Below are 19,221 nucleotides of genomic sequence, written 5' to 3' on the forward strand. Positions count from 1 at the left end.
TTACCCAAATCTTGTTCTAGCGCTAAGAGTTGGCAACTAGTGGGTAATGCATAGTGCCAAGCTATTGAATATAAGCGGCTTATTTGCAAAAATTCTGGCGACAGATTTATCACTATTAACACAAGGAAATGTGAGTGGCTAAGTATGAGCTAGTAAGTTTAGGCGCGCAAAATGGCAATAATCGTGATAACTACGTGGTGGCTAAGCTATGTAAAGCCTTAGACATTACACCAGCAGCGGCGCAAAAATACCTGCTAGAAGGCAATGTGCTTAAAGAGAACCTGTCTTTAAGTTTGGCCAAAAGTTTAGCCGAAGTTTTTAGTGAGCATGGCTTACAGGTAGAGCTTAGAGAAATGGCCATCAGTGATGCAGAGTTAGCTAAAGCTAAAAGCCATACCGAGACGACTAAGCAAAATACCACTCCCAAACTAAAAGCCGATTTTATAAAACTATTAAGCGGCGAATTCCCGCGCTCTAGCGTAAGCCGTGAATACCGTATTGGTATGGTATGCACCTTACTTATCAGTATGATTGCGCCGGTTATTTACTTAGCCATGTTACTGGGCTTAATTAGCTTCTCAGTGTTTTACTTCTCTGTACTGGTCAACAACATTGGTGATTTTTCTAATGGCATAGCGATTCAAGCGTTACTGGTGGTGCCCTACTTTATTGTTGCCGTACTGATCTTGTTTTTACTTAAACCCTTGTTTGCCACTTACCAACAACCCAAACGTTACCGCCTTCAAGCAAAAAGAGCCCCCGCCCTTTTTAACTTGGTATATGTAATGTGTGACAAGCTTTCAGTGCCTCGCCCTAGCGAGATTTGCTTAGACACCGAGGTAAATGCTTCGGCTGGCGGCTTAGACGGGCTAATGAGCTTACGTAATGGCGAACTGCGCTTAACTATAGGTTTACCCTTGTTAACCGGTATGAATATGCGCCAGCTTAGTGGTATTTTAGCCCACGAATTTGGCCATTTCGCTCAGGCGCAAGCAATGCAAACGCGCTACATTGTGCAAACCACTAACAACTGGTTTTACAGCCGCGCATACCACGCTGATGAGTGGGATTTACGCCTAGAAAAATGGGCTACGCAAGAGCACATGCCCTTGGTTATGCATATAGGGATTATCGCCGCTAAGTTCTCGATTCGCCTTACTCGCTTTATATTTAGTGGCCTGTTTAAACTTAACTTTCGCTTAACCCAATATATGTCTCGCGCCATGGAGTTTGACGCCGACAGCTACGAGAGTCGCTTTGTTGGCAGCGATCAGTTTAAGAACACCGCCATTGAGTTACGCAAACTCGCGCTAGCCGCCCAAAAAGTATCAGATACCAATAAATTAGCGTGGAATGACAACAAACTACTCGCCAATATACCGTTGGCGATTGCCAATTTAGCGGCACAAACCAGCAAAACGCAGTTGAGTAAAATTGAGCAACAAATTCAACGTGGCGAAAGCTCTCCTTGGGATAGCCACCCGGCGGATATAGACCGCATAACATTTGTTACAGAGCGTAACGACAAAGGGATATTTAAGAGCGAGTTACCGGCATCGCTGTTAATTACTGATATAGAGACCTTGTGTGAATCGGTTAGTGCTTTTTCTTACACCAGCCAAGGCATAAAACAACCCAGTAATTACATGGTAAGTAATGATACGCTGATTGAAAATGAGCAACAAAAACAGCAAAGCGGCGAATACCTAAAACTGTTTTTTGGCGATATGTATAGCGGACGCTTTTTCAATCTTTCTACCCTGGTAGAAAGTAAACCTCAGGGTTTAGCCGATTGCATCGAGCAAATAAATACTCGCTATGCTCACGTTGCCACTCAAGAACAAGACTACTTTAAGCAGCTAAACACCTTGCGAGTAAGTTCACTGCTCAAGATTTACTACGAAGCTAATCTCCCCGTAGAGCCTAAAGACTTTGATTTACCTGCCAATAACCGAGTAGATATTGCGAACCTTATTACCGAATCAAAAGCCGCAATAAAGCAACACCAAAATGAGTTTAAGCACTTTGATAAGCTGCTTTATCATCGCATCTTTTTAAGCCGCGCTTTAATGTCTGCGCAGCAAAGTGCCAGATTAGATAGCCTGCTCAGCGCGCTGCAAGGCATGGCCAAGTTAGATCCCATTATTAATAACCTCGAGTGTTTTCACTTTATACTCGACACCCTAGTTAATTTGGACGACCAGTGGCAGGACAAGATTCATTCACGCTTGTTAGGCCAAGCTAACTTATGTGCCTTGGAATCAAACCGTTTAGCCATTGAAGCCAAAAACGTCAGTCTGCCAGACCCTAAATACCCCAACCTTGCAGAGTTTATTGAGGGTTGGAGTGGTGGCGTGCTTGAGTTTTCACCAACAACGCCTCCATCGCAATATATGTATATTTGTGAGCAAAGCTATAAAGCCGCTAGGTACAAACATTATTGGCTGTGTGCCGAACTCAGTCAGCTGTGCATGGAAGTACAACCTGCGCTTGAGCACCCTCTCCTTACCCCATCAAAAGAGGCACAGCTGGAATGTGTGTAGTAGCTGGATAGGGAAAACAATCGCTGTGGGTAGATAAACGCCCCAGCGAATTTAAACTGAAAACGAACAATTTTGTACAAAACCTTCAGCTTGATCTACGTTATGATGAACGCTCAATCGGGCCAGCAAGGAGGTAAGCCAATGGCAGCAGAACAAGCACGTTATCAGCTTGCCGAAGAGCTGGGTGGCATAGAAATTCTTAATGCCCGCTACGAGAAACAAAACTTTTCTCGCCATAGCCACGAAGGCTACACAATAGGTGTGATTCAATCTGGTGCTCAGCAATTCTACCGTACTGGCGGCAACCATATTGCGCCGCAAAATAGCATTATTTTGGTGAATGCCGATGAAGTTCATACTGGTTGCTCAGCCTCTGAAGGCGGATGGTCCTATCAAGCTATGTATCCTACGCCCGAACAATTTGAACAACTCAGCCAAGAGTTAGGTATTAAGTCTCAGGGGGCGCCTTATTTCTCACAAGCCGTGGTAGAAGATGCGCTGGTGGCTAATTCGTTACGCAATACCATTGCTACTCTTGAGCACTCCAGCAATCGCTTATTACGCGAGAGCATGGTCTATTCTAGCTTGAGTTTATTGTTGTCTAGGCACAGTAAAACTCGCCCGCTATCGGTGCTAAAGAAGGTGGCTGACAGCAAGCTAAGCGTAGTGAAGCAGTTTTTAGATGAACAACCCGAAGCAGACGTATCCTTAAGTGAACTGGCAAACCTGGTTAACTTAAGCCCTTGCTATTTAGTTAAACAGTTCTTAAAGCAATATGGCATTCCGCCCCATGCTTACCAAATTCAGGCTAGACTGCGTTTGGCCAAATCCTTTTTACGCCAAGGTAACAAACAACTCGATGTAGCACTACATTGCGGTTTTCATGATCAAAGCCACTTTAGCCGCCACTTTAAACGCGCTTTAGGCATTACGCCTGGCCGTTACGCTAAAGAATTTCAGGTTTAGGCCTTTCCAACCAGCCGCTTTTTTCAAGGAACAATGTGAATAGTACAGAAACCATTCTTCATCTCAATTGGCCAAGCAAGTGTAAAGCTTTTGCCAAAGGCGCGTTAGCCGTTTTACCCTTAACCATAGCGGTTATTCCCTGGGGTATTTTGGCAGGCTCTTATGCAGTAGAAGCAGGCTTAAGCCCGCTGCAAAGCCAAGCAATGTCGGCCATTTTATTTGCGGGCTCTGCCCAACTGGTCGCTACTGGCATGTTTAAGCTGGGTGCTGGATTAATGAGTATGTTGCTCACCACGATGCTTATCACTTCTCGGCATTTTTTGTACAGCATGGCCATGCGCCCTCAAATTAGCCCTTTACCCTTAAAGTGGCGTTTGTTGTTGGGGTATTTACTTACCGATGAGCTGTTTGCCATTGCCAATAAAAACAAAGGACAACGCTTTGATCCTTGGTATGCACTGGGGGGCGGTTTAAGCTTTTATTTGGGGTGGAACATAGCTTCGGCGGTGGGCATTATTGCCGGCGCTAACATTGAAGGTCTAGATAGCTGGGGCTTAGATTTTGCCATTGCCGCTACCTTTATTGCCATTGTGGTGCCTAACATCAAGCAGCCATCTGGCTTATTGTGTGTATTAATTGCCTTGGTTAGCTCGGTGGTGTGCGAGTTATTGGCGATTCCGGGTGGTTTGCTCATCTCGGCGATCTTAGCCATGGGTTTGGCTACCCTGTATGCAAAATGGCGAGGAGAAGAACAATGATTTGGTTAAGTATTTTTGCCATGGCGGCCATTGTATTTGCTAGTCGTTATTTGTTTCTAGAGCCCAAAATACCGTTGCGCTTAAGCAAAACGGCGCTGCAATTCTTAAGTTATTCCGCGCCAGCGGTGCTTACCTCTATATTTGCTCCTATTGTATTTATTCGTGAAGAAGAGCTAAGTATTGGCCTAGATAACCCTTACCTACTGTGCGCGATACTCGCGACTATTTTAGCGGTAAGCACCCGCAATGCTTTAATCACCACAGTAATCAGCATGGCAGTATTTTTTGTTATAAACTAAAAATAAAATAGCTATATATATTGTGAATATTGAATTATCGCTCAAAAACCAGCCGATTAATTCTATAATCTGCTATAATCCTCTTCCACCAATGCACATGTAAGTGATGTATTGGCGCATATAGGCGCTAATATCACGTGCTTTATTTGGCTGTTTACTCCGCGTGGCTCAATCCTACGCAAAGCTTACACATTCATAGATAACCTCGAGTTTGAACGAATGGTACAGCAGTCACCGCTATTCAGTGTCCTGAATACGCGATCCAATATAGAGTTTTTATGAACACTGCTAAACAAATCAACCCACCCGTTTTTTACTCATCGTTAATTATTGCGTTAACGATTGCCCTATTTGCTGCGATCTTCCCTGATATCTCTGGCGCTAGCTTTAATCACATTCAAACCTGGCTAAGTACAAACGTAAGTTGGCTTTACGTATTGTCAGTCGCTATTTTCTTAATGTTTGTTGTATTTGTTATGGTAAGTCGGCTCGGCGATATTAAATTAGGCCCCGACCACTCTGAACCTGACTACAGCAATGTATCTTGGTTTTCTATGCTATTTTCCGCAGGAATGGGCATTGGTTTAATGTTCTTTGGTGTTGCCGAACCCGTAATGCACTACATGTCTCCGCCAGTGGGCGATGCCATAAGCATTGCCGCGGCGCAAGACGCCATGCGTATAACCTTCTTCCATTGGGGTTTGCATGCTTGGGGCATTTACGCAGTAGTCGCTTTAGCATTGGCCTATTTTAGCTACCGCCATAAACTGCCTTTACTGCCTCGCTCTGCCTTGTACCCACTGATTGGCGATAAAATTCATGGCCCTATTGGCCATGCTACCGATACCTTTGCGGTGGTAGGCACCCTATTTGGCGTAGCTACTTCATTAGGCTTTGGCGTTCAGCAGCTAAACGCTGGCCTACATTATCTATTTGGTTTACCACAAACCGAATGGATACAACTGGTACTCGTAGTCGTGGTTATCGCCTTAGCCACGGTGTCGGTAGTGCTAGGTTTAGACGGCGGCATTAAGCGGCTATCTAATCTCAACATTATTCTGGCAGTTGCCCTGCTGGTTGCAGTATTAATCTTTGGCCCTACCGAGTTGTTATTACAATCTTACGTGCAAAATACCGGCACCTATATGAGTGAGTTGGTGAACAGTACTTTCAACTTATACGCCTACGACCGTAAAGAAGATTGGATTGGCGGCTGGACCTTATTGTATTGGGGTTGGTGGGTATCTTGGTCTCCGTTTGTGGGAACCTTTATTGCGCGGGTTTCTCGCGGCCGCACTATTCGTGAATTTATAGTAGGCGTACTATTTATTCCTACTGGTTTCACCTTTTTATGGATGACCGTATTTGGTAATACCGCCATTCATATGATTGCTGGTGACGCTGCTAGCTCACTAGCTTTAGCAGTGAACAATGATGTAGCCACTGCCATTTTTGTGTTCTTTGAACAGCTGCCACTCTCGTCGTTATTATCGGCCATTGCGGTACTGCTTATTACCACCTTCTTTATTACCTCTGCAGATTCTGGTGCCTTGGTGATTGATACTATTACCGCTGGCGGTGAAACCAATACACCAGTATGGCAACGTATTTTCTGGACCTCAGTAATTGGTTTTATTGCCGCTGCATTGTTGTTTGCTGGTGGGTTGTCGGCACTACAAACCTTAACCATTGCCTCGGCATTCCCGTTCATGTTTGTTTTATTGTGTTTCTGTTATGGCTTATTTAAAGCACTTAAACACGACTACATGCTGCAAAATAGTGTGCAAACCCACAATACTTCAGTGCAATTTTCAAAAGCTAATATCTCTTGGAAAGAACGCCTAGATTCGTTGTTAGTTCACCCGCTTAAGCCAGAAGCCGAAAACTTTGTTAGTGACGTAGTGCGCCCAGCACTAACCCAATTAGTAACGCAATTTACCGAGAACGGGCTTAACGCTAAATTGATTGAAGACAGCGACAAGATTCGCTTAACGATTTACAAAGAAGAAGCGGAGAACTTTGCTTACGGGGTGCGTTTACGTCACTTTATGCTACCAAGCTACGCCGATGAAAAGCACAACGATTACTACCGAGCCGAAGTGTTTTTACTGCAAGGCGGTCAGCAATATGACGTATTTGGCTATACCGAAGACCAAATTATTGCAGACGTTATTAGCCAGTATGAACGCCACTTACACTTTTTATACTTGGCCAGCTCTGAGATTTTAGAGAAAGAAGAGAGCCCAATGCAACAAGCTCAGCATGAGGCACAAAACGCGAGCTAACATATGAAAATATAAAAAGCCGGATCTTTTGATCTGGCTTTTTTATTTAGTTCTAGGGTGAAAGCCTAGTCTTCTAGCCATGCTAAGGCGGATTGCTCGTCTTTAAATACTTGCACCTCACCAGCAATAAACCACTTACCTACTTTTGAGGCCCACTCAAGCCACTGCTGATGGCCTAATATGGCAATTTTTTCAAAGCTATGGCCATGTTTCAATCCCAGTTTTAAATCATCCCAGGCAGCGCGCATTTCCCAGCCTTCAAGCTCACTGGCATCAAAAAAACCACGAATTTGAGGGTGTTTAACCTCAGCTAAAGCCGATTCAATAATCGGCGTGATGGTTTGATAATCTTGATGAGTAAGGGTGCCACAAGCTTTAAATGAGACCAGCAAGCGCGTTTCTAGCCGCTCAATGCCCACTGTTATACCGTGTCTGCGAATAGTCATAAGTGCTTCCTTGTTCAGCTAAACTCGCACTACCAGTATGGTAAAGATTGGCGCACACTCAAGCCGAATTGCTTGGCATTAACAACAAGCAATAAAACCCGCGTTTAGGTTTGATGTTTAGCCGATTTAAATGCAAGATCCTACAGATGAAAGATGAACCTCTACACATTCCACTGCCCTCGTTAATTCGTAGAATTGGCGGTAACAATGCCAAACTAGCCAAACAACTGGCAGACGCAAATAGCTGTGCAATAAAGCGTATTCGCCGCTCACGTAATTGGCAGCTAATAGGCTCGGAACAAGCCGCTATAAAACTGTTAAAAAGCTTAAGAGACTTGCAAGATGAAGGCATGCGCTACTTAGTGACTAAGCTAGATGAGCAGCTCAAGGCTTTTCAAGAACAGCAAGAGCCTAAACACGAAAGATTACTGCGTTTAGTGAGTGAGAAACCTAATATTACTTTAAACGAACTCATCGAACGAACAGATTGTACGCTGGCAGAAGCAAGGCTAGCGCGATTTGAATCGGAGCTATAACTTAGCGACAGAAAAAGCCATGACCGATTGTCATGGCTTTAGTTGTGAATCAATCAACCCTAGCTTTTAGTTAGCGAAAATTTATCCGCATTCCATTGCCAGTCACCTGCTTCACCGATACTCATAATACGAATAGTATGCTGGCCTTCGCTCAACGTCACGCTGTCGCTGATTAGGTTAGCCACAAATTCATCCCAAGAGCCGTTATTGCTAATGGCAGCCGTTACTACTGATTGCCCATCGACTAAAACCTCAATGCCCGCATTAGGCATTGTTGTGCCAGCATCAATGCTTAAACGATAAACGCCAGCCTCATTAACGCTAATCACGTAGTCGGCATAATCACCGGTTTGATTGAAGTTAATCGCTGAACCACCATTAACGCTGTAGGTTTGGAAGCCATCATAGGCGCCTCCTGTTACGCTAAAGCTTTCGGCTTCTATCTCTATGACCTGTTCATCGGGGGCAGGGTCGGTGCCGGGCTCAGTGCCACCACTACCACTAATGGGTGTAAACACTAGGTTGTCGGCGTTCCATTGCCACGCATTGGGTTCACCAACACTAATTAAGCGAATAGTTTGTTCACCACTAGCGTCAATCAATAGATTGTCTGCGATTACAAAGTCTTGAAAAGCATCCCAACCACCGGTGGCATTAATGCTAGTCACGCCCGCAGATTGACCATTAACAAACAGCTCTACACCGGCATTAGCCATGGTTGTACCTGCTCGCAATGTCACTGTATAACTAGCCGCAGCCAACTCCACTGTATAGTCTGCGTAGTCGCCAGTTTGGTTAAAGTTGATACCTTGGCCGCCGGCAATGTCATACACCTCAAAACCACCATTATCGCCTCCAGTTGCGACAAAGTTTTGAGCTTGCAGTGTCACTGCAACTGGGTCTGTGCCACCGTCACCTGGATCTGTGCCACCGTCACCTGGATCTGTGCCACCATCACCTGGATCTGTGCCGCCGTCACCTGGGTCTGTGCCGCCATCACCTGGATCTGTGCCGCCGTCACCAGGGTCTGTGCCGCCATCACCTGGATCTGTACCACCGTCACCAGGGTCTGTGCCGCCATCGCCTGGGTCTGTGCCGCCATCACCAGGGTCAACATCACCCTCTAATACTTGAGTAAAGTGCGCGCGGGCGCCATTCCACTGCCAGCCAGAACTACCTGAACTCATCACTCGAACAGTATGAGTACCGGGTTCTACCTCAAACGAGCCTGCCAGATCAGTGCGTTTATTCACGTTCCAATTCCCTGAGGAAGCAATGTCACCGCTAAGAACTTCAACACCATCAATGAATATCGTTACACCAATGCCGTTAGCAATGTCGGTGCCAGCAGAGACTCCTGCCATGTAAGTGCCACCACTGCCAAAATCAACGTCAAAGAAGTCTCCATAGTCGCCACGGGTATTAAAGGTGATTACGCCATTGCCTACGCCCCAGCCAAACACGTTGTCGTTCTCAACCGCTTCCCCGTCTTTACCGGTTGCACCGTAGTTAACCAACTCCAAATCAAAACGCTTACCAATTTGCAGAATATCTGCACTAACACTAATGCTCTTGTTTGGAAGGTCGGCATGGGAACCAGTGAAGGTGACACTACCAGCTGTTTTGGTTGTGACCATGCCAGAGCGATTGATATCAGCAACACTTGGGTCGCTAGATACCCAGTTCATTTGCTTATCGGTAACATTGCTTGGAGTAAATTGTGGAACTAAAACGTAAGGAATATCACTTTGAATCTCGATATGGCTCTGCTTAGCCGCTATGTCTTGCAAAGTGATCACTTCAGGCGAACCACTGACAGGGTTGCCCCATTTTTCACGATACGCTTCGCTACCGCCGTATTCTGCAGCTACACGATTCTCACCGGGTTTTCCGTTTAAGCCGTCACCGCTTTTAATGGTGGGATCCATAAAGTAACGACCACGCCAATTTTGCTCAGTTTGTTCGTTTGTCCACACTCTCACGTATTCAATCTGGTGAGCAAAATCTAGCTCATTGGCACTTGGCATACCAAACCAATCAGGCATAGTTTCGGTATCCAACAACAAGTACAGCGGTGTATGGTAGTAACGGTTTTTCATTGAGCGAATAGGCTTGCCGTCGAAGTACCAGATGATTTCCTCCGGTCCCCAGTAAAAACCGTAGACATGAAAATCATCAGCAAAATCAATGTCGGCTTTCCAGTGGCCACCGTTTTGATACGCAGTGTATTCATTGCCTTCTTCATTCACGTAAGACATTTCTTCGCCTTGGTGAATAAAGACCCACGAGTTCATATTGTAATAAGGCGCCCATTCTGAGCGTCGACCTGACTGCTCATAAACATCTAACTCCAATTTACTCTTAACGTGGCCCGGCTCGTTAAACTGCGATAGAAACTCTTTATCTTCTAAGGTTTCGGCATACAGCCAGAAGCCACTAGAGCCAATGCCCACTTTAGATTTAACTTCAAAATAGCCATAACGAATAGGGTTTACGTTTTGCACACTGGCCGACGTCCAACCGTAGTACCACTCATTCCAAAAGCCGTGTGGCGTATAGGTTTCGTCGCTGCTAATGCTAAGGTGTAGCTTGCCGCCTTCTTGCTTAACATTTTTAGGCGCAAATACTGCTGGTGCTCTTCCACCCCAAATATGATTGTTAGGTAACCATTTACCGGCTTCTTTGCCGATAAGGTTGTACTCATTAAACTGAGGGCTATCAAATTCATCACTAAGTTCTTCTACCTTTGTCCAACCACCTTGGTTGGCTAAATCTGATAGCGGATAGTTTTGATGTTCAGGGCTAGTACGCTTAACTGCATCGGCAGGATCCCAAGGAGATAAGCCATTTCCGGGCACTTGTTCAGGCTCTTCATAAGCTTCTTCTGTCAATTGGCCGTCAGCATCGTAGTAGCTATCGGGGTATTGATGAAATGAGCCTTCCCAGGGGGTATAGATTGCGTTCACTGGTGTACTGCTAAATACCAGTGCCACAGCACTAGATACTGCGAGAGCAATTGGCGTCTTGGGCCATTTGGTAAACATGATCTTCGTCCTTAAATATCACCGCTGTATTGCGGCATAAATGATTAGTGCAAACTTACGCAGCACCGATTAGCTCACCACGAGGGTGAGATCAGTTAGCACTAAACCGGCCACCCAAATGGTGGTGACCAAAGAACGTATAAATTAGGAAAATCTATGCAAAAACAGTGAATAGCCACCGAAATTGAAAAGCTAGTTGACCTATTACTTGTATATTTTTGTTTTTATTTGTGGTGTTGAAAACGCCAAAACCCTTTTTGAAAAGGCTACCAACGATCAACAGTGACCTTTTTACCAACAATTATTTATTTTATGAACAAAAATATTAATAACAATCAGTCGAATAAAAATTCAAATATATTATTAAATTAGCAGTATCTGTTTAACTGAGGGATTTGAAAGCCGTATCAGCAGTGTCAAATTCGCTACACGCTAAGCCAATTGCGGCCAAAGTCGCTCTACCTGCTGAAGCGTACCTGCGTAAGGTAAGTGCTCACAACGGCCAAACCCACTGAGTTGACGTAACTTAAATTTGGTAGACCAAGGGCTGGTAATGCCAGTTAAGAAGCGGCAGGCCATAATCGGGCTTAGCTTGACTTTGTTGCCCGTACTAAGGTGCTGGTGTAACGCCTGTAAGTCACTCAGTATTTGCTCGTCGTTTAGTGCAACGCTTGCGGTGGAATAGGTCAATTTAGCCACTTGACCTCGGCACACGCTGCAATGCCCACATTGCTGGGGCGCATTGTTATCATCAAAATAACGCGCTAACTGATAGCTTAAGCAGCTATCTAGCTCAAAAAAGCGAACGAGCTGAGCGATCCGTTTTATCTCTTTGGTTTGGGTATCATTAAAGTAAGCACTTAAACGGCTAGCCAGTTCTGGCTCTGCTAAGGCTTGGGTATTCACTTGATACACCTCGGTAATTTTTTTGGTTTCCAGCTCAATTAAGCCCTGCTCCGCCAAATACTCTAAGGCGGCAACCACTCTTGAACGCTCGGCTTGGTATTGCTGATACAGCGTATCAAAATTAAGGCTTCCCCAAATTTTCTTCATTTGGGTATGTTCAAAAATGGCTTGAATGAATTGCAAGCGCTCGCCAGAAAAGCGCGCTAATACGGCATTTTTGTCTTGTAAGAATTTGTATTTAAAATCGGCATAATAGGCATATAACGGTTTAACTAAACCTTGTATTTCTAACTGCACCAACAAGGTTTTTAAGGGTAATTGGCGAATATTGCTTAGGTTGCACAGGGTATTTATTTGCACTTCCCACTGCTGGTTTTGGCTTTCTTCTCGAATATTGTTTAGCACACTCTCCACGCCGCTTAATTCTGGCGTATCACCATAAACAAAGTTCTCTACCGTGGTTAAGCCGTCTAAATTTGCGAGCGTTAAACACTGCGACAATTGCCCATCGCGCCCTGCTCGGCCAATTTCTTGGCTGTAGTTTTCTATAGATTTGGGTAAGTCGTAATGCACCACAAAACGAATATTGCTTTTATCTACCCCCATGCCAAAGGCAATGGTGGCTACCACCACTTGCACCTTGTCATTCATAAAATCATTTTGAGTTTGCTGGCGCTGTTCGTTAGCAAAACCGGCATGGTAGGCCACCGCATTTATGCCTTGCTGCTGTAGGTGTTTAGCCACCTCTTCTGCGGTGTGCTGCAAGGTAACGTAAACAATTCCTGCCCCGCTTTGCTGGCTAACAAATTGGCTTAAGGTTTGATGTCTATCAGCACTGCTACAGGCTTGCACCGACAAATCTAAATTAGCGCGATAAAAACCAGTTTGTACAATGTCTTGCTCATTAATCGCAAACCGCGCGGCCATATCTAACTTTACTTTTTTAGTAGCAGTGGCTGTTAACAGCAGCACTAAAGGGATATTAAGCTCTTGGCGATACTGCGGCAGTTTTAGGTAATCCGGCCGAAAGTTATGGCCCCATTCAGAAATACAGTGCGCTTCGTCTACCACTAACATCGACATAGGCACCGATTGAATAAACTGGCGAAAACGCTCGTTTTTGAACCGCTCAACCGAGACCATCAAGATCTTGGTTTTACCGCTGCGAATATCGCTCATTACCTGCTTGCTTTGCTCTGGGCTTAGGGTTGAATCTAAACTGGCTGCGGCGATTCCCTTAGCGTGTAAAAACTCCAACTGATCTTTAATCAACGCCAATAAAGGTGATACCACCAAAGTAAGGTGTGGCAGTTGTAAAGCGGTGAATTGGTAACACAAGGATTTACCCGAACCGGTGGGAAATATCGCTAAACACGAGCGCTGTTCCAGCAAACGTTCTACCACTGGGGCTTGCCCGTGGCGGAAGCTTTCAAAGCCAAAAGTTTGTTGTAACTGGGATAATAAAGCGTCGCTCATGTTGTATTTACTCGTTGAGTGTTTAAAAAGAAAATTTAGTTAAAAGCATCGTACAAAGCGTGCGCGGCTAAGCCAGTAAACACGCTAATAGCCACACTTAACAAAGTGCCCAGCATAACGTATTCGGTGAGTTTGCGGTCTGACTGCCCGGTTAAGTCACCAAATCTAAAGATTGATTTGGCCGCCACAATAAAACCAATGGCAGCAAACTGGTGCAGCAACACACAGGTTACTACTAAGCAGCGCTCAACCATGCCAATTGCCTGGCCAGCCATAGGCAAATTTTGCTCTGGTTGATGGGTTATGGGGCTCCAACGCTGTAGAACTAAGGCCAACAATTTAGAACTTGGGCTAAGTATCAGTAGATATGCTAAAGCAATAACTAAAGGGCCTGGTTCTAGTAGTTTTTGGCTTAACTCGTCTACCTGTTCCCATGACTGCGTTAACTCTACCACCAGCAGCAATAACACCAGTATTTGCGCTAATTGTCGGCCTATAAAGTAGCGGCTTGTATCGGGTAAATACGCGCTCACGCCACTAATTAATACACTTGCCACCAGCAGCGCTGCGGTTGCTACCAGTAAAGACACACTGGCACCTATTAAAGCCCACGCCAGCAATATAAATATCAGGCTAAGAACCAGTGCTCGACCATATAAATTGGGCGCAGCAAATTTTAATTGCTGAATATTGCTAGCCCAGTTAGCAGGCATACAATAAAACTCAAACAAGACATAGGCCAAGCCGATGCTAAGAGCGAATTGTGCTAGCTGTTCCATAGTAAAACTCATCCATAAGTTGTTTAAAAAAGTGTTTGTACTCGTCTAACAATTGATATTGCGATTGATTAAGCAGCTTGGTGGCATTTACCCGCGAACTGCTTAGTTGCTCGGCCAAGGCTGCATGGCTAGGCTCGGCCAATTGCCAATATAAGAATAAGGCCTTGGCCTGCCTAACGGTAAGTTCTTGTATTTGACGATCGGCAAACTTGGTTAACAAGGCAATACGCTGCACAAACTGCTCATTGTTATTAAAAATGCCTAAGTAATGGCGCTTTAAACTATCCAGCCCGCGCCCAGAGAGAATAAAGGCTTCGCCATTTGAGCGAGAAACATACTCCGCCAGCGGGTCAATTTTACCAATACCAATGCCTATTCGCGCATCAAAATTTTGTGCATTACTGCCATAAGCTTTTAAACCTAAGCGAATGCTTAACGCGCACTCTAGGGCCTTGCGTGGGTCGTTTAGCACTAACTGAAAAGCATCACCTCGAAAAATCTCGTAGCGACACTGATACTGCTCACTCGCTTGCGCTAAGTGTTCACTTAAACGTTGTAAAACTTTGGCGAAGTCTTCGCTACTCAGCTCACTAGAGCCCACTAAGTCTCCGGTAAGCACTGCTACTTGTTGCATATTCAGGCCTATATTTACTGACAGAACAAAAGTAACCTAAATTAGTTACTTAATCAAATGTAACCATTTAAAGTTACTTATACTTAAGTAACTCCGTTATTCAAGCTTTCGCGCTCGATGGTACTTACTTCAAACAGGTGATTTTGCTGGTAATTCACACACCAGAAAACATCATACAAATATAGGCAAACAACGCCGTAGCGAACTAACAAAAACAATCACTTAACCACTAAGTTAAACGCTGAGTAAACCTTTATATCAAAGCTTAGCCAACAAAAACCTACCTCTACTCACACTGCCAGCCCAATAGTACAAAATACTCATCAAGCAAGATTCACTCTCGCATTTGTATGACTAGTTCACAAAATAAGCATTTTTGTATTATAAAATTACCTTTTGCAAGGCGTAGCTGATTTTTTAATCACTAAGCTCGCTAACATTAAATTTCATAAGTTGATTATCAATTTTATGACATGGCCATTTACTTAACAGAAGCAGGTAAGCAGTAGGTCTACAAATAGTGGGGCAAGCTAAGGATAAAACCGCTCGTCTTAGTTTACCTAAATGTACATTTACTTTAGCAACAAGGTTTTCCAATTAAGGATATTAGTGATGAAACCTATTGATAAACACGCTGCATCGAACAAGTTCCTGTTAAACAACAATGCCCTGAAAAAATCAGTGTGCTTTGTTGTTCTAGCGTTATCTTCTTCGTTAGCAACTGCTGCAACGTTCAACATGCAAAAAAATGAAACGGGCTACTCTATAGACGGAAACGGCGGTGCCGTTGACGGGCAGCAGCTATACCTATGGACCACCAACACCACCAATACCAACCAAAATTGGGTGCAAATTAGCCATGGAAGTGGTTACTACTCCTATAAAAAAGAAGGCACCAGCCTGTGTTGGGACGGCGGTTCTGGCGGTGCAAACAATCAAGCCGTTACACTAGAAGTATGTGACGCCAGCAATTACGACCAACACTGGAAGAAAGTTAAAGTAACCAGTGGTACCGAAATCTACCGCATCGAAAAACGCAATGCTCCGGGCTACTCGATTGACGGTAATAATGGAGCAGCAAAGCGACAATCACTCTATCTTTCGCCCTCAAGCAGCAGTGTTAACCAGCAATGGGAACTCACCAGAACTGATACTACATCTGGTGGCGGATCAGGTGGCGGCAGCGGCAGTGGTGACTACAACTTAGATGCTTCTAAAGCACCTTCTGCAAATTTTGATTTATTGGATTGGTATTTGAGCATTCCAAAAGATGAGGGTGATGGTTACGCCACCTCGATAAAAGAAGTTGAGCTAGCAGCCAGTTACGAAGATGCCTATTTTTACACCGGTAGTGATGGCGGCATGGTGTTTTACACGCCGGTTAAAGGGGTAACCACCTCAAGCGGCACAAAGTATGTACGCACCGAATTGCGTGAAATGTTGCGCCGCGGAAATACCTCGTATTCTACCAGCGGTAAAGACAACAACTGGGCGTTTTCAAGCATACCAAGCAGCAGCCAAAGCGCCTTTGGCGGGATTGACGGCACGCTAGACGCCACCTTAGCGGTAAATCACGTAACTACAACCAGCTCAAACAACGAGCACGTTGGCCGTATTGTCATTGGCCAAATTCATGCTGAAAAAAATGAACCTATCCGCCTTTACTACCACAAGCTTCCTGGTAACAGTAACGGCGCCATTTACTTTGCCCACGAAACGTCGAAATCAGACGGTGGTAACGAAACGTGGTACAACCTACTTGGCAGCATGGTCTCGTCAAACGGTGATTTAAGCAGTACTTCAAACCCTTCTAGCGGCATTGGCTTAAACGAAGAGTTCTCTTATACCATTACGGTGAATGGCGACTCGCTGATCGTAAAAATCAGCCAAAACGGCAGCCAGCTCGCCAGTAAAACCGTCAACATGTCGGGCAGTGGTTACGATGACTCGGGCAACTACATGTACTTTAAAGCCGGTATCTATCTGCAAGATAACAGCAGTAACGATAGCGACTACGCCAAAGTTACCTTTTACAAGCTAAGTAATACCCACAATAACTACAACCCGTAAGTTAAGTGTTTTAGGTATTTAGCCAACAAACCAAAGGCCGCTAATAGAGCGGCCTTTTTTAAATATTGATGTGGGCTTTGCCGAAAGACAATAAGCCTGAACATAAGTACTAAAAATGAACCGTTCTGCATCAGTGATGCTATCTCATTTTCGCCTCACAAGGTATTACCACTCCCCTCCCCAGATAGTGCGATTTACCCTAAACGTTTCTTTCTTTGGGTGGGAAAATACTGTGATTATACTCATGTGATATGCAATTCCTCCTTTCCACAGGCGCTTGCATTCTTTTCTGCTGATGTATTTGTCATTTTTCGAGCTAGGCGGCTGATGACGCTCAGGAAAGATGATAATCTGTCTTTTATCAAATGTATGATAAGAGGAAAAATGCATTGTTTAAACAAGGAATTTTTCCTCTTATTAAGCTGTTAAGCCTCTTTATATGTTTGTTCGACAATTCAAGGATCCAGAATGATTAGATTAATGAAAGTTGCAATAACAGGTTTTAAAGGAATCTCGGATAGGGTCGAAATACCTGCAAAAAACTTTAACGTAATTGTAGGGAAAAATGATGCAGGTAAATCAACTGTTCTAAAAGCTCTAGATTTGTTCCTTAACAATAAGCAATATATCGCAGATAATTTAAACAATCGCACTGAACAATTTTCAGAGATAGAGCTGTTTTTTTCGCCTCAAAATACGCAGATCATCGTAGATGAAAATGTTCAAACAACGTTTGAAGATGAAGAACTAATTGATCAAGATGGATTTATTCATATTTCAAAACGCTGGGATGGTACTAAAACAGGGAAGATTTCCCCAGAATATTTTGTTACAAGAAAGTCTTACAAAGAGTTAGACTTTTTCTCACTAACAGAAGCAAAACTGATAAAGCTATGCCGTGATAATGATCTTGAAGCAGAGCCCGGTTTAATGACAAATCCTGTAACAGGAGAAGACCATAATAATGCAGAAAAACGTCGACGATTAAAGTCCATCTATATAGAAAAAGCTTTTGAATTTGAGTATATACAAGAAAAATTACCTACCTCTGGGCAAACTAGACTTAAAAAAACTGAGCAAGCTATAAAGAAATGTCTACCACAATATGAATATTTTTTAGCTGACTCACCTCTTTCTGAAAGTGATAGCACCATTCAAAAATACTTTAAAGATATGGCATTTCAAGTCATTCAAAACCAAGTTGACACTAATGTTCTAGAGCAAACGGTAGTTACTCAACTACAAAGTGTGTTGTCAGGAATAACAGAAAAAATAAATGCTGTCGTCCCTGAAAGCGAACAGGTAAAAGCGAAAATTGATTTTGATTGGAGTAAATTAATTACTACAGGCTTTGAAAGTGATGGCTCCGAAGGTTCTATTCCCCTCTCTGCTAGAGGTGATGGATTTAGACGAATTACTATGATGTCTTATTTTGAATATCTTGCAGAAGAAAAGCATGGTGATCATCAGAACATAATCTTTGCATTTGAAGAACCGGAAACATTTTTACATCCTTCTGCGCAAGAAAATCTATTTGAAAAATTGAATGATATATCTAATGCAGGGTACCAAGTATTTATGACTACCCACTCTCCTGTTTTAGTATCTAAAACACAACGCGAAGATCTCCATCACATTTATAAGGAGCAAGGGAATTACCAGTTAAATTCAAATGTAACTAACTATAAAGAAATTGCCGATGACCTTGGTGTTACTGTCGACAATCAATTTGTTTCTATGTTTGATAATGCAAAGTGTCTGCTTTTGGTTGAAGGCGTAGATGATTGTAATGCTTTTTCTCATGTTTCAAAAATCTATCATGAAAATGGTCTAAATTGTAAACCGCTTGATGATATTGGGGTAATTGCAATTCCAGTTGGTGGATGTGGAAGTATTAAGCATTGGGTCTCTTTAGATCTACTTACAACTTTAAATAAACCTTTTTATATATATTTGGATTCAGATAAGGAAGCAGAGCAGGATAACTCTCCTAATGCAGATAAATTGGTTGAATATGGTTTTGTGGAGGGAGAAAATTTCTCTGTGACTAGGAAACGAGAAATAGAAAACTATATGTCTCCTGATGCTCTAGAACGACTAGCTCCTGGTTGTGGTATTTCGTTTACTGATTGGTGTGATGTAAAAGGGAAAGCAAAGCAAAATGATATGAGGGTTGCTTTAGGCGGGAAAAAAGTAGCGAACAAGCATTTTAGTTCTTTAAGATTTGAAGAACTTGTTTCAACCTTTAACCCCAATGGAGATGATGATGAGTTTTTAGGGCTTTACAATAAACTTGCAGAGCTAGTGAACGAGGCTTAACAAGTCGTTTAAACGGACAAAAAACAGTTGGCTTTTGTTCGTGCCTCACAAATTGTAGCCAACTATTTTTCGCCGCTTAACGAGGCGCTGGAGGATCCCCTCATAAATCTTTCAGTCCCGCAGAGTGAGTCAACCAGCGAAACTCGTTAATTGCCCAGCG

General features: G+C 43.7%; 13 protein-coding genes. 8 read left to right on the forward strand and 5 right to left on the reverse strand.

The features are described 5' to 3' along the window. Window positions 1-134 precede the first annotated feature (134 nt). From Q4592_RS20675 to Q4592_RS20695, 5 genes are all read left to right on the forward strand, one after another. Window positions 135-2,543 (forward strand): M48 family metalloprotease, encoded by a 2,409-nt coding sequence (locus Q4592_RS20675; protein WP_303516637.1) that lies wholly within the window; start codon window positions 135-137, stop codon window positions 2,541-2,543. A 141-nt stretch (window positions 2,544-2,684) separates the two neighbouring features. Continuing rightward, window positions 2,685-3,509, forward strand: a complete 825-nt coding sequence (locus Q4592_RS20680; RefSeq protein ID WP_303516639.1) for an AraC family transcriptional regulator — start codon at window positions 2,685-2,687, stop codon at window positions 3,507-3,509. Between the two features lie 35 nt (window positions 3,510-3,544). After that, window positions 3,545-4,267 carry an AzlC family ABC transporter permease gene (locus Q4592_RS20685; protein WP_303516640.1) on the forward strand — a complete coding sequence of 241 codons (723 nt, stop codon included), beginning with the start codon at window positions 3,545-3,547 and terminating at the stop codon, window positions 4,265-4,267. Further along, entirely contained in the window at window positions 4,264-4,566 is a 303-nt protein-coding gene (locus Q4592_RS20690) for an AzlD domain-containing protein (protein WP_137672709.1), read from the forward strand. Before Q4592_RS20685 ends, Q4592_RS20690 begins: the two co-directional genes overlap by 4 nt. Window positions 4,567-4,844: 278 nt before the next feature. Further along, window positions 4,845-6,851, forward strand: coding sequence for a BCCT family transporter (locus tag Q4592_RS20695; protein WP_303516641.1), 2,007 nt, complete (start codon window positions 4,845-4,847; stop codon window positions 6,849-6,851). A gap of 65 nt (window positions 6,852-6,916) precedes the next feature. On the opposite strand, the gene Q4592_RS20700 is transcribed toward Q4592_RS20695, so the two are convergent. Further along, window positions 6,917-7,297, reverse strand: a complete 381-nt coding sequence (locus tag Q4592_RS20700; RefSeq protein WP_303516643.1) for an STAS/SEC14 domain-containing protein — start codon at window positions 7,295-7,297, stop codon at window positions 6,917-6,919. Window positions 7,298-7,443: 146 nt separating this feature from the next. On the opposite strand from Q4592_RS20700, the gene Q4592_RS20705 reads away from it, so the two are divergent. Beyond that, entirely contained in the window at window positions 7,444-7,833 is a 390-nt protein-coding gene (locus Q4592_RS20705) for a ribosome recycling factor family protein (protein WP_303516644.1), read from the forward strand. Window positions 7,834-7,892: 59 nt separating this feature from the next. Here Q4592_RS20705 and Q4592_RS20710 read toward each other — a convergent pair whose 3' ends face one another. The 4 genes from Q4592_RS20710 to Q4592_RS20725 all read right to left on the reverse strand — a co-directional run bounded on the left by Q4592_RS20710 (window position 7,893) and on the right by Q4592_RS20725 (window position 14,672). Next, window positions 7,893-10,877, reverse strand: coding sequence for a carbohydrate-binding protein (locus tag Q4592_RS20710; RefSeq protein WP_303516646.1), 2,985 nt, complete (start codon window positions 10,875-10,877; stop codon window positions 7,893-7,895). Between the two features lie 432 nt (window positions 10,878-11,309). Further along, a complete protein-coding gene (locus Q4592_RS20715; RefSeq protein WP_303516648.1) occupies window positions 11,310-13,259 on the reverse strand; it encodes an ATP-dependent DNA helicase RecQ in 1,950 nt (649 codons plus the stop codon). Between the two features lie 35 nt (window positions 13,260-13,294). Next, window positions 13,295-14,038, reverse strand: a complete 744-nt coding sequence (locus Q4592_RS20720; RefSeq protein ID WP_303516649.1) for a DUF3307 domain-containing protein — start codon at window positions 14,036-14,038, stop codon at window positions 13,295-13,297. After that, on the reverse strand, window positions 14,010-14,672 hold the full coding sequence (locus Q4592_RS20725; protein ID WP_303516651.1) for a hypothetical protein: 663 nt from the start codon (window positions 14,670-14,672) through the stop codon (window positions 14,010-14,012). Before Q4592_RS20725 ends, Q4592_RS20720 begins: the two co-directional genes overlap by 29 nt. 612 nt (window positions 14,673-15,284) lie before the next feature. Between Q4592_RS20725 and Q4592_RS20730 the strand changes: the two genes are divergently transcribed. Further along, the gene (locus Q4592_RS20730; protein ID WP_303516653.1) at window positions 15,285-16,742 is read left to right on the forward strand and encodes a polysaccharide lyase family 7 protein; all 1,458 of its coding nucleotides are present in this window, start codon (window positions 15,285-15,287) and stop codon (window positions 16,740-16,742) included. A 468-nt stretch (window positions 16,743-17,210) separates the two neighbouring features. Further along, window positions 17,211-19,061, forward strand: a complete 1,851-nt coding sequence (locus Q4592_RS20735) for an ATP-dependent endonuclease (protein WP_303516655.1) — start codon at window positions 17,211-17,213, stop codon at window positions 19,059-19,061. Window positions 19,062-19,221 lie beyond the last annotated feature (160 nt).

Source organism: Agarivorans sp. 1_MG-2023, assembly GCF_030548385.1.
In the GTDB taxonomy this organism is placed as follows: Bacteria; Pseudomonadota; Gammaproteobacteria; order Enterobacterales; family Celerinatantimonadaceae; genus Agarivorans.